Source organism: Herbidospora cretacea, from assembly GCF_001570605.1.
GTDB lineage: Bacteria > Actinomycetota > Actinomycetes > Streptosporangiales > Streptosporangiaceae > Herbidospora > Herbidospora cretacea.
Genome location: NZ_BBXG01000010.1, coordinates 1 through 12098 on the forward strand (window position 1 = coordinate 1; position 12098 = coordinate 12098).

Consider the following 12098-nt stretch of genomic DNA (forward strand, 5'->3'; position numbering starts at 1 on the left):
CGCCAAGCGCGTCCCGGCCGCCACCACCCGGCCGTCGGTTTCGACTACGTCCACTCAGCCGTCGACGACCACAGCCGGCTGGCCTACAGCGAGATCCACACCGACGAGAAAGCCGCCACCTGCGCGGCCTTCCTGCGCCGGGCCGCCGCCTTCTTCGCCGCCCACGGCATCACCCGCATCCACCGGGTCATCACCGACAACGCCCTGAACTACCGCCGCGCCCATGCCTGGAAACAGGCCCTGGCCGAACTGGGCGCGGCCGCCAAGCACACTCGCCCCCACCGGCCGCAGACCAACGGGAAAGTCGAGCGCTTCAACCGCACCCTGCTCGATGAATGGGCCTACCAGCGGATCTACACCAGCAACACCCAACGCGCCGCGGCACTGCAGGACTTCCTGCACAGCTACAACTACCATCGCTGCCACACCGCACTCGGAGGCCAGCCACCGATCAGCCGCGTCAACAACGCACCGGGTTCATACATCTAGCCGAGCAGCCGCCGTGCCTTGCGCAGCGCGCGTTTGAACACCGTGCGCTCGCCCCGCCGCTGCAACTGCACCGTCTGCACCCGCCAGCTCTCCGCCTTGGCCCGCCAGCGCGCCGAGTCGGCGGTGCCCTTGGCGGCCTTCTTCTCCAGCACGCCCACCTGCCGTTCCAGCGCGTGGACCTGCTTCTCCAGCCGGCCGGCGGCGACCTTGCGTTCGATCGCCAGGGCCCGCCAGTGGGCCGCCTCGGTGTTGCGGCTGACGATGAACGGCTTGACGCTGGTGTCGACGCGGGCGAACCCGTGTTCCTCGCCGTCGAGCCATTCCGAGCCGTAGAGCTCGTGGACGACGTCGTCGAACTCCTGGCCGTCCTTGATGACGTGGAGCGCGCGGGCGATGGCGGCGGTGCGTTCGAGCCGGGCGGTGACGATGCCCTCGTGGGTCTCGGTCAGCGCGATGTGCAGCAGGCCGAGGTCGGTCTTGTCGGCCTTGGCGATCAGGGTGTCGAGGGTCTCCGCGGCGACCGTCCAGCCGGGCGGGCAGACCAGCCGGAACGGGGCCGGCGCCGACGTCGGGCCGGCGTCGTCGACCAGCCTGACTCGGCCGTCGTTCTCGTAGGCGCCCTTGATCAGCCGGTCGTCCAGGCGGGGGTCGTCGAAGGGCGACCGGCGGCCGCCGCCGAGCGTCGGCCAGTCGCCGACGAGGGTGACCCGCACGTCGGGCAGCGTGCTGACCAGGGCCGCGTCCACGCCGCCGCGCACGAGTTCGTAACTGGAGCCCCGGGTGTCGATGACAACGTCGACATAGGGCACCAGCCACTGACGGCCGCCTTCGGTGCGCAGAAACCGCCGGTAGGGGATGCGGTCGGCCACGAAGGGCGCGTTGTACCTTTTCACCTCGGTCTGCCGCCGCATTAAAGTCGACTGCCCGAGGTGCCAGGCGGGCGCTTCGAGTTCGGGGACGAACACGGCGCCGACCTGGGTGAGCCGATAGCCGAGGTCGGTGTCCTCGGCCAGGACGAGCGAGGTGTCCATGCCGCCGGCCTGGGTCCACAGGGCGTGGTGCTGGGAGACGCTCGCGCCGACGTGCACCCGGTGCATCAGCGGGCTGGGGGCGGTCCGCAGGCCGTCGTGCTCGTCGACCAGCTTGTGCCACCAGGTGTGGCCCTCGCACTCGTCGAACAGCAGGTGCTCCCGCCCGTCGCGCACGGCCTCGCCGAGCACGTCGGGCGACGGCAGCGCCGACGGGGTGAACTTGAGCGAGCCCAGCACCACCAGGTAGTCGGCCGCGTGGTGCCAGCGCATGTGGGCGCTGAGGTGGCCGCGCGGGGGCACCACGTCGGCGTCGAGCCGCAGCACGACCTCGCCGGTGGCGTGCGCGAACCCGGTCTGGATCGCCCACGCGATGCCCCAGCCCTCGTTGGGGATCTCGCGCACCCACGACGGCAGGTCCAGCGGCCCGCCGTCGTTGACGACGATCACCTCCGTCAGGTGGGAGGGGTAGTCCTGCTGGGCGAGCGCGGCCAGGGTCAGGTCGAGTTTGCGCTGGTCGTCGCGGACCGGGATGACCACGGTCACGGTCTTGCCCGGGAGCGAGCCGGGGCACGGCGGCACCAGCACGCCGTAGTCGTTGTGGGGCACGCGAGCCGTCATGACCTGCCTCCCGGGAGCTCCATCAGGGCGTTGGGCCGGAAACCGCGCCACTGCCGCTTGTTGCGTTTGAGGAAGGTGCCGATCGGCTCCCGCCAGGTGTGCTCGGCGGCCTTGCCGCGCCGCAGGATGTAGCCGAGGCCGTGACCCCGGTAGATGGTTCCGCCCGCGACCTGCACGGCGTGCTGGAACTGGGTGTCGACCGACCGGGGCAGCGGGCGGAAGCCGCCCACGGCGTCGAAGACCGAGCGGGTGGCCAGGATCGTGCCGCCCGCGATGAAGTTGGTGACCTGCTCGGTGATCTGCTGGTGGTGGACGGTCACGTCGATGGCCGCCAGGTAGACGAACTCGGGCGAGGTGCCCAGCACGTCGGCGCCGCTGTAGGAGTGGGCGAGCAGCAGGTCGGCCAGGAAGTCGGGGCCGTACCAGTCGTCGTCGTCCATCTTGAGCAGGAACGACCCGGAGGCCCGTTCGGCGGCGGCGTTCAGCACCGACCCGAAGGCCTTGGCGTTGGGGGCCTGGTAGACGGTCAGCGGCCGGTCGAACTTCTCGATCGCCGCCGCGACGCCGGGATGCTCCCTGGGCACGCCGTGCAGCGCCAGCACGACCTCCAGGTCGGCGTCGCGCTGGCGGCCGGCCTGTTCGAGGGCGAAGGCGACCTGGTCGGGCCGCCGGGTGGCCAGCAGGATCGACGTCGTCGGCAGGTAGGAGCCCACCGCGCCGAGCCGGGCCCAGCGCTCCCTGACCCCGTGGTCGCGCAGCGCCCGCCGCCGCAGCCGGATGCTGTGCTCCTCGCGGGTCAGGTCGTCGTCGAGCACGTCCCGGCGCGCCCGCAGCAGCGTGACCAGGCCGGGCCCCAGCGCCCCCGCCCACGCGGGGACGTCGTCGCAGACCAACGGCACCCCGGCGGCGGCCAGCCCGGCCACGACCCGGACGGCGGTCAGCGGACCGGTGTGCCCGCGCCGCCAGTCGATCACGACCCCGCGCAGCTTGCGGACCCGGTCGACGTCCATGACCGTCACCGCGCCCGAGGCCGCGATCCGGGTCAGCGTCTCGGTCCCGAGCCTGATCACCCAGCCGTCGTCGTCGAGGGTGAGCTCGCCGACGCCCTTGGTCGGCACGCTGACGAACCCCATCGGGTTGACCGACCGGTCGTCGACCGGCGGCACCAGCGCGGGGTCGGTCAGCCCGGCGGCCAGCAGCTTCTCGCCGCCGGGACGCCCGATCTCCTCCCAGCTCGGCGACCCCGACCGGTCGACGGTCACGGCGTCGCCGCCCCAGGCGGCCGACGCGTCGGTGCGGACGACCAGGTCCCCGGCGGGCGCCCCGATGCGGATCGGCATCGGGCCCGCCGGCTCGGCGATGGCCGCGTTGGGGTCGCCGGGCCGCCAGTGGGCCGCGCCCGGACCGGCCAGCACCGGCACCGGTGAGGCGATGGCCTCCAGCCGGTTGCCGGAGAACGCGCGGGCCACGGCGGTGACCACCCGGCCCGAGGGCGTGAAGGCGTTGAACGTGACGTCGACCTGCCAGCCGGCGCCCTTCTTGAACGTGCGGACCTCGGTCAGCGCCCGCCAGCGGTGGGCGGGGGTGAGGGCGGGGCTGGGCGCGGTGAACCAGTAGGGGACCTCGGCGATCACCACCGACACCTTCTTCGCCTTGGGCAGCGTCGACTGGAGGGTCATCGCCCGGCGCAGGTCGGTGGGGGTCCTGGCGAGGATCGTGACCTCGCCGGTCTCGGTCTCGGGATCGAGGTGGAGTTCGCCGTCGAGGTCGACGCCCCCGTCCATACCCACGCTGAAAGTCGTCATCGGCTCCTCCAGCGCCGCTTGCCCTGCGGCTGGGCGGCGAGTTTCTCGGCCTCGGCCTTCCACCGCTCGGCCTCGGCCCGCAGCCTGGCCGCCTCGGCCTTGTGCTTCTCGGCCGCCACCCGCCAGGTCTGGGCGTCGCCCTTGACCGGTCCGGCTTCGTCGAGGGGCACGACGCCGAACTCGGCGCCGTCGACCCAGTGGGCGCCGAACAGCTCGTCGACCAGGTCGTCGGGGTCCTCGCCGGGGAACAGGCGGGCCCGGTTGAAGGCGGCCGTCCGCTCCAGGCGGGCCACGGCCACGCCGTCGTGGGTCTCGGCGAGGGCGGCGCAGACCAGCCCGTAGCCCTCTTTCTCGGCGAGTCTCACCAGCTTGGCGACGCTGTCGGCGCCGAGCGCCCAGCCCGCCGGGATCCTCAGCCGGAAGGGGGCCCGCACCGCGCGGTTGACGCGGGGCTCACCGGCGTAGAGGTTGCCGAGCAGCCGCAGGTCGAGCATCGGCTCGTCGAGGGAGGCGCGGCGGCCGGTGGTCAGTTCGTGCCACGGTCCGTCGATGGTGACGCTGAGGTCGTGGATCGTCCCGGCCAGGGCGCTGTCGACGGTGCCTCGGGTCTCCTCGTAGGTGGTGGCGGTCGTGATCACCTCGACGTACGGGACCGAGTAGATCCGCCGGGGATGGGTGCGCAGCCAGCGCAGATCGGGGATGCGGTCGGCGAACAGGGTCCAGTTGTGCCGGTGCACCTCCTTCTCCCGGAGCATCACCGTCGACCTGCCGAGGTGCCAGCTCAGCGCCTCGGCGTCGGGGATGAACACGGCCCCGGCCTGGGCCAGCCGGTAGCCGAGCTCGGTGTCCTCGCCCATGTTCATCGTCACGTCGACGCCGCCCGCCCGCGCCAGCAGGGTGGCCCGCACCGAGGTGGTCGCGCCGGAGTGGAGCCGCGAGGGGTTCGACCGCGCGTCGCGCAGGTGCCGCGTCTCGGCGAGCGTCTTCTCCAGCCACACATGAGGGTGGACGCTCTCCGCCGGGAACAGGTCGGCCGAGCGCCCGGCGGCGGTCTCGGCGTAGACGTGGTCGGCGGTCGGCTCGTCGGTGCTGTCGGAGAAACGGATCGTCCCGTGCACCACGACATGATCCGACAGGTGGTGCCAGCGCATGTGGGCCTCGATGTGCTCCCGGTCGAGCAGCATGTCGGCGTCGAGCCAGTGGATCACGTCGCCCGAGGCCGCCGAGGCCCCGGTCTGCCGGGCGGCGCCGCGCCCCCACGACCCCTTCGGCACCCGCACGATCCTGGTGCGGTGGGGGGCCAGCGGCGGCAGCACGAGCGGGGTGGCGCTGCCGTCGTCGGCGACGACGACCTCGGTCAGATCGGCCGGGTAGCTCTGCGCCGCGAGCGCCGCGAGGGTGCGGTCAAGGGCGTCCTGACACTGGTAGGCCGGGATGACGACGCTGACGGACAGGCGCGGGGTCCAGGCGCCCAGCGGCGCCGGGCGCAGGGAGCTCCAGTCGTTGTGCCTGATCCGTGCCGTCAACGCTCGCCCACATCGGTCCTCACCCGGGGCGACGCCCCGGTGATGCGGCGGATCTCCTTGATCTCGGCCTCGACCTCGTTGCGCAGGAACATCGCGTTGACGCGGTCCTCCCCGAGGGCGGCGAGCACCGCGCGCAGGTCGTCGTCACGGCGGGCCGCACCCTCCGCCAGCAGCCGGGACGCCCCCGCGAGCTCCTCGGAGACGGTGCCCAGGGTGGTGGTGACCCGGGCGAGGTTCGTCTCCAGCTTCTTCACCCTCGTGTCGATCCGCTGGGTCTTGCCGTCGAGCCGGCGCACGCTGAACACCAGCAGCCCGAGCCCGGCCAGGCACCCGCCGAGCAGCACCAGCAGCAACGCGTCGACGACGGGAAGCGCGCCCATCAGGACGAGGGTGGCGAGAGCGGCCAGCACGACCGTTCCGGCGGCCGCGCCGAGCATCGCCAGACGGCGGAGCGTGGGCATCTTTGTCAGCCTCCGTGTCAACAAGGAATGAGTCGGGATTCTATTGGAAGATCTCTCATGATTTGCCAGGGGGAATGCGGAGATTTTGCCACGACATAGACAAGTCAGGAGGTCAAGCGGCGAAACAACCCTAGCCCCCTCCGCTTCTCTTGCGGCACGTCGGAAGCGGCTTCGGGGGCGGGCCAGAAGTTCGCGGGGGAGGACCGGCGGACCCCGTGTGTCTGCCCGATGACGTCGTGGGGACTTTCGCCAGGCCGGGCCAGTAACACGGCGCGCGAAACCGCCTCGGTGCGTTCCATGACGGCCTCGGTCCCGGCGGGCGACTCGGTCACCAGGACGCCCAGCCGCCCGTCTGTCATCGCGCGTGTCATGCGTTCGAGGGTCTCCGCCGCCAGGGGGGCGTGCACGGAGCCCCGGTAGCGGAACGGCACCGGGAACGCCGTCGCGGGGGCGGCGTCGGCCAGGTGGACCCGGGGGTCGCCGCGCATGCTCTCGCTGATGAGCCGCAGCTCGAACTCCTGGCCCGACAGGGCCTCCCCGCGGCCCGTTCTGATCGACGACCAGGGCGCGGTGAGCAGGACGCGCACGTCGGTGATCGACCCCGTCAGCGCCGCCTCGACGGCGTCCCTGGTCTCCCGCTCGCTCGCCTTCGACACGTCGAAGACCACCTCGACGTAGGGCGTGTGCCACATGCGTCCGCGCTGTTTGCGCAGGTCACGGCGGAGCGGGATGCGCTGGGCGTGGTAGGGCTCCACGGCCCGCACGGTGGCCGTGCGGTTGCGCTTCTGGGCCGGCACCCCCAGGTGGACCGCCCGCGCCGACAGGTCGGGCACGAACACCGCGCCGCCCTGGGCCAGCCGGTAGGCGAACTCGGTGTCCTCGCCCCGGTGCACCTCGGCGTCGAGCCCGCCGACCGACTCCAGCAGGGCGCGGTGCAGGGACAGGGTGGGGCCGGTGACGACGTGATAGGGGTTGCGGCTCTTCTTCATGCCGTCGAGCCGCAGGATCGTGCGCTCGGTGCTGCTCGGCGTCGCCGCCGACAGGTCGATCAGCTCGCCCAGGCGGTCGTCCGCGACGGCGTCCCTGACCTGTGCGGGGGTCAGTTCGGGCGGCTCGACGAAGACCTTCGCGCCGATCGTGACGAGGTAGTCGGTGAGGTGGTGCCAGCGCAGCAGCAGTTCCAGGTGGTCGCGGTAGATCACCATGTCGGCGTCGAGGCGCTGCACGATCGTGCCCTCGGTGACGGCGACCCCGGCGTTGACCGCGAACGCGGGCCCCCACCCGCCCGGCCCCGACCGGATGATCCGGGTGTTCTCCGGCCTGATCGCGGGCAGCCGCAGCGGCGGCAGGCTGCCGTCGTCCACCACGACGACCTCGGTCAGGTGGGCCGGATAGGTCTGCACCGAGAGCGAGGCCAAGGTGAGGTCGAGGAACCGCTGACCGCCGTGGGCGGGGATGACCACGCTGACCGGGAGCCGCGGTGTCCAGTGGCCGGCCTCCGGCGGCGACAGCGGCGAGTAGTCGTTGTGGCGGATCCGGGGCCGGGCGGAAGTGCCCGTCACGATGCCTTCTCCTTCACACGATCGCCTGTGGCGGAACGGTGATCGACAATAGTCAACCACCCTGGCATTTTCCTGGGAGCGTATATAGCCCGGACAAATGGGGTTTAACGGTCACCGTCCCAGCAGTCGGACGCCGGATCCCGGATCTCGAACGTTTGCCCGTAGACTCGGTGCCCGATACCGCAGGTGACATGGAGGAACCGCATGTCCAGGGTTTGGCGTGGACTCATCGAGGAATACCGCGACCGGCTTCCCGTGAGCGCGACGACGCCCGTGGTCACCCTTCTCGAGGGTGGCACCCCACTGGTCCCGGCGCCGAAGGTCTCCGCGCTGGTCGGCTGTGACGTCTTCCTCAAGGTCGAGGGCCTCAATCCGACCGGCAGCTTCAAAGACCGCGGCATGACCCTGGCCATCAGCAAGGCCGTGGAAGAGGGCGCCCAGGCCGTCATCTGCGCCTCCACCGGCAACACGTCGGCCTCGGCCGCGGCCTACGCCGTGCGCGCCGGGCTGACCTGCGCCGTGCTCGTGCCGCGCGGGAAGATCGCGATGGGCAAGCTGGCCCAGGCGCTCGTCCACGGCGCGAAGCTCCTCCAGGTCGAGGGGTCCTTCGACGACTGCCTTGAGATGACCAAGAAGCTCGCGGAGAACTACCCGATCGCGCTGGTCAACTCGGTCAACCCCCACCGCCTCCAGGGCCAGAAGACGGCCGCGTTCGAGATCGTCGACGCCCTCGGCTCGGCCCCCGACGTCCACTGCATCCCGGTGGGCAACGCGGGCAACATCACCGCCTACTGGATGGGCTACCAGGAATACGCCGCCAAGCCGCCGAAGATGTTCGGCTTCCAGGCGAGCGGCTCCGCGCCGATCGTCAACGGCGCCCCGGTCACCCACCCCCACACCATCGCCACCGCGATCCGCATCGGCAACCCCGCGTCGTGGAAGCTCGCCGAGGCGGCCCGCGACGAGTCCGGCGGCGTCATCCAGGCGGTCACCGACCGCCAGATCGCCGCCGCCTACAAACTGCTGGCCCAGGGCGAGGGCGTGTTCGTCGAACTCGCCTCGGCCGCCAGCGTCGCCGGCCTGATCCAGGCCCACGAGCAGGGCCTGCTCCAGCCGGGCCAGCGCGTGGTCTGCACGGTCACCGGCAACGGCCTGAAAGACCCCGACTGGGCGATCTCCGGCGCCCCTGCGCCGGTGACGATCCCGATCGACGCCTACGCGGCGGCGGCCGCCCTCGAACTCGCCTGACTCCGCAGGAGCACTCTTTGACCGTTCTGGTGCGCACACCAGCGACCAGCGCCAACCTGGGCCCCGGTTTCGACACCCTCGGCCTGGCCCTCGGCCTCCACGACGAGGTGACGGCCTCGATCGGCGGTCACGAGACGTCCGTCGTGGTCGAGGGCGCGGGGGCCGGTGAGGTCGACACCGGCGAGGGCCACCTGATCGTGCGGACGATGCGCCGCACCTTCGACGAGATGGGCGTCGCGCAGCCCGAAGGGATCCGGCTGACCTGTGTCAACAGGATCCCCCACGCGCGCGGCCTCGGCTCGTCGTCGGCCGCGATCGTGGCCGGCATCCTGGCCGCCCGCGCCCTGTCGGGGGCCTCGTTCGACGACGACAAGACCCTCGCGCTGGCCACCGCCATCGAGGGCCACCCCGACAACGTCGCGCCGTGCCTGCGCGGCGGGCTGACGATCTCCTGGGACTCCGGGGTCCGCAAACTGCTGCCCCACAGGGACGTCCGGCCGGTGGTCCTGATACCCCCGTTCCGGTTGTCCACAGAAGAGGCACGGGGGCTGCTGCCGGAGAAAGTCCCCCATTCCGACGCCGCCGCGAATGCCGGCCGGGCCGCGCTGCTCATCGCGGCGCTGACCGGAACGCCCGACGACACGGTGCTGCTGGCCGCGACGGAAGACCGGCTCCACCAGAGATACCGCGCGTCCGCCATGCCCCAGACCGCCGATCTGGTAGAACGTCTGCGGTCCAAGGGGGTGCCCGCGGTCGTTTCGGGAGCGGGTCCCACGGTTCTTGCGTTTTCTTCACCGGAAACGCAGGATTTGATCGAGCCCGAAGTGGGTATCGACTGGCAAATCCAGCCACTGAACGTCGACCCTTCCGGTGCGACCGTTCAGTTTCCCGAGACACGCTGATGCCTCTTCGACCTTCAGGGAATAGCTGTGTGCGCCGGTGATGTTAGGCTGATAGCCGCACCAGGTGCCCCCGTGTTGGGTGCGTGCTTGTCATTCGCACATCGTGGCTCTTCGCACAGCCGAAGCCGCCGTGGCGATTTCCCTGAATCCACCTCCTCCATCCGCCGACGCGGCAGGGGGCGGCGTGTTCGGGGGCATGCGCGTTCGAGCCACCTCGACATCTGGTCGGTCGTGGCATCCCGGGGGAACACCCCTGGGCGCCTACCGCTCGTGATTCTCGGCACCCGGCTCCACCGCACGAGACCCACGAAGCCCGACCCGGTCTGTCCCGCCGGGTCGCATAACCGGGACGGCGGAATCAGACAGTCCGGCGCCCGACCCCTGGGAAGGACCCTTAGTTGAGCGACACCACCGAACTCCTCGCTGACGCACCCGTCGGCGACGCCCCCACGACCGCGCGCCGCCGCCGCTCCGGCACCGGCCTGTCGGCCATGGTGCTCCCCGAACTGCAGGCGATGGCCTCCGGTCTCGGCATCAGCGGCACCGGCCGGATGCGGAAGAGCCAGCTCATCGCGGCCATCCAGGAGAAGCAGGGGGCGACGGCGCAGCCCGCCGCGGAGAGCAAGCCCGAGCCCAAGAGCGAGGCCAAGGCGGAAGCCGCCCCGGTAGAACGGCCCGCCAGAGCCCGCCGGGAACGTTCCGCCTCCCGCGCCGCCGCGGCGCCCGCCGAGGCCCCGGCCGAGGCTCCCGCCGAACGTGTCGAAGTCTCCGCCCCGCCGGCATCCCTCGAGCCTACGGTGCAGACGACCCCGACCGTCGTGGAGCAGTCCGAGGCCCCGTCCGACAGCCGTGAGCAGCGCGGCGACCGCCGTGAGCGCCGTGGCCGCGGGGAGCGCGGCGAGCGCCGTGAGCGCCCCGACCGCGGGGAGCGCGGTGACCGTGGCGACCGCCAGGACCGTCAGGACCGGCAGGACCGCCCCGAGCGGCAGGACCGCCAGGACCGTGGCGACCGGAACGAGCGTGGCGACCGTGGGGGCCGCGGCGACGATCGTCAGAACACCCGCCAGGACAACCGGCCCGACAACCGTCAAGACGGCCAGGGTCAGGGCCAGGGCGGCCCCGGTCAGGGCCCCGGCCAGGACGACGACCCGCGCGGCCGTCGCGGCCGGTTCCGCGAGCGCAACCGTCGCGGCCGTGACCGTTTCGGCGACGCCAACGAGCCCGTGGTCAGCGACGACGACGTCCTGATCCCGATCGCCGGCATCCTCGACATCCTCGACAACTACGCGTTCGTCCGCACGAGCGGCTACCTGCCGGGCAGCAACGACGTCTACGTCTCGCTGGCCCAGATCCGCCGCAACGGCCTGCGCAAGGGCGACGTCATCACCGGCGCCGTGCGCCAGCCCCGCGACGGCGAGCGCCGCGAGAAGTTCAACGCGCTGGTCCGCCTCGACACGGTCAACGGCATGGAGCCCGACCAGGCCCGCCAGCGCCCCGACTTCAACAAGCTCACGCCTCTCTACCCGCAGGAGCGCCTGCGGCTGGAGACCGAGCACAACATCATGACCACGCGGATCATCGACATGGTCAGCCCGATCGGCAAGGGCCAGCGCGGTCTGATCGTGTCGCCGCCGAAGGCCGGCAAGACGATGGTCCTCCAGGCCATCGCCAACGCGATCACCCGCAACAACCCCGAGTGCCACCTGATGGTCGTCCTGGTCGACGAGCGTCCCGAAGAGGTCACCGACATGCAGCGGTCGGTCAAGGGCGAGGTCATCCACTCGACCTTCGACCGTCCGGCCGAAGACCACACCACCGTCGCCGAGCTGGCCATCGAGCGCGCCAAGCGCCTCGTCGAGCTCGGCCACGACGTGGTCGTCCTGCTCGACTCGATCACCCGCCTGGGCCGCGCCTACAACCTGGCCGCCCCCGCGTCGGGCCGCATCCTGTCGGGTGGTGTCGACTCCACGGCCCTCTACCCGCCCAAGCGCTTCTTCGGCGCCGCCCGCAACATCGAGAACGGCGGCTCGCTGACGATCCTCGCGACGGCCCTGGTCGAGACCGGTTCGAAGATGGACGAGGTCATCTTCGAGGAGTTCAAGGGCACCGGCAACATGGAGCTCAAGCTCAACCGCTCCCTCGCCGACAAGCGCATCTTCCCCGCCGTCGACGTCGACGCGTCCGGCACCCGCAAGGAGGAGATCCTCCTGGGCAAGGAAGAGCTCCAGGTCGTCTGGAAGCTGCGCCGCGTGCTCCACGCGCTCGACATGCAGCAGGCGCTGGAACTCCTCCTGGAGAAGATGAAGGAGACCAAGAGCAACGCCGAGTTCCTGATGCAGGTCCAGAAGACCACCGTCAGCAACGACCGCGACTAGCACCAGGTCTGAGACAGAACCCCGGGTCCCGTCCCGGGGTTCTTTCTTTTCTTCTGTTACGGCTCCCGCCCACCCCGGCCC

The 12098-nt window shown here is 71.3% G+C and carries 9 protein-coding genes; 4 read left to right on the forward strand and 5 right to left on the reverse strand.

Annotated elements, in window-relative coordinates; translation table 11 throughout:
* A partial coding sequence (locus AW270_RS20940; RefSeq protein WP_157522342.1) for an integrase core domain-containing protein occupies nucleotides 1–489 on the forward strand: 489 nt, incomplete at its 5' end.
* Here the strand turns inward: AW270_RS20940 and AW270_RS20945 are convergent.
* The 5 genes from AW270_RS20945 to AW270_RS20965 form a co-directional block, all read right to left on the reverse strand.
* Nucleotides 486–2138 carry a glycosyltransferase family 2 protein gene (locus AW270_RS20945; RefSeq protein ID WP_063819287.1) on the reverse strand — a complete coding sequence of 551 codons (1653 nt, stop codon included), beginning with the start codon at nucleotides 2136–2138 and terminating at the stop codon, nucleotides 486–488. The two genes, AW270_RS20940 and AW270_RS20945, sit on opposite strands and share 4 nt — an antisense overlap.
* A complete protein-coding gene (locus AW270_RS20950; protein WP_082801719.1) occupies nucleotides 2135–3943 on the reverse strand; it encodes a glycosyltransferase in 1809 nt (602 codons plus the stop codon). Before AW270_RS20950 ends, AW270_RS20945 begins: the two co-directional genes overlap by 4 nt.
* Nucleotides 3940–5469: a glycosyltransferase family 2 protein gene (locus AW270_RS20955; RefSeq protein WP_061296826.1), complete on the reverse strand. Its 1530-nt coding sequence runs from the start codon at nucleotides 5467–5469 to the stop codon at nucleotides 3940–3942. Before AW270_RS20955 ends, AW270_RS20950 begins: the two co-directional genes overlap by 4 nt.
* A complete protein-coding gene (locus AW270_RS20960) occupies nucleotides 5466–5930 on the reverse strand; it encodes a hypothetical protein (RefSeq protein WP_061296827.1) in 465 nt (154 codons plus the stop codon). The genes AW270_RS20955 and AW270_RS20960 overlap by 4 nt, the downstream gene beginning before the upstream one ends.
* Before the next feature lie 104 nt (nucleotides 5931–6034).
* Complete coding sequence (locus tag AW270_RS20965) at nucleotides 6035–7492, reverse strand: glycosyltransferase family 2 protein (protein WP_061296828.1); 1458 nt, start codon at nucleotides 7490–7492, stop codon at nucleotides 6035–6037.
* A 204-nt stretch (nucleotides 7493–7696) separates the two neighbouring features.
* Here AW270_RS20965 and thrC point away from each other — a divergent pair, with 204 nt between their 5' ends.
* The 3 genes from thrC (at nucleotide 7697) to rho (ending at nucleotide 12017) form a co-directional block, all read left to right on the forward strand.
* The gene (gene thrC / locus AW270_RS20970) at nucleotides 7697–8740 is read left to right on the forward strand and encodes a threonine synthase (RefSeq protein WP_061296829.1); all 1044 of its coding nucleotides are present in this window, start codon (nucleotides 7697–7699) and stop codon (nucleotides 8738–8740) included.
* A gap of 17 nt (nucleotides 8741–8757) precedes the next feature.
* Nucleotides 8758–9642: a homoserine kinase gene (gene thrB / locus AW270_RS20975; RefSeq protein WP_245674791.1), complete on the forward strand. Its 885-nt coding sequence runs from the start codon at nucleotides 8758–8760 to the stop codon at nucleotides 9640–9642.
* A gap of 398 nt (nucleotides 9643–10040) precedes the next feature.
* Nucleotides 10041–12017 (forward strand): transcription termination factor Rho, encoded by a 1977-nt coding sequence (gene rho, locus AW270_RS20980; protein ID WP_061296830.1) that lies wholly within the window; start codon nucleotides 10041–10043, stop codon nucleotides 12015–12017.
* Nucleotides 12018–12098: the final 81 nt, after the last annotated feature.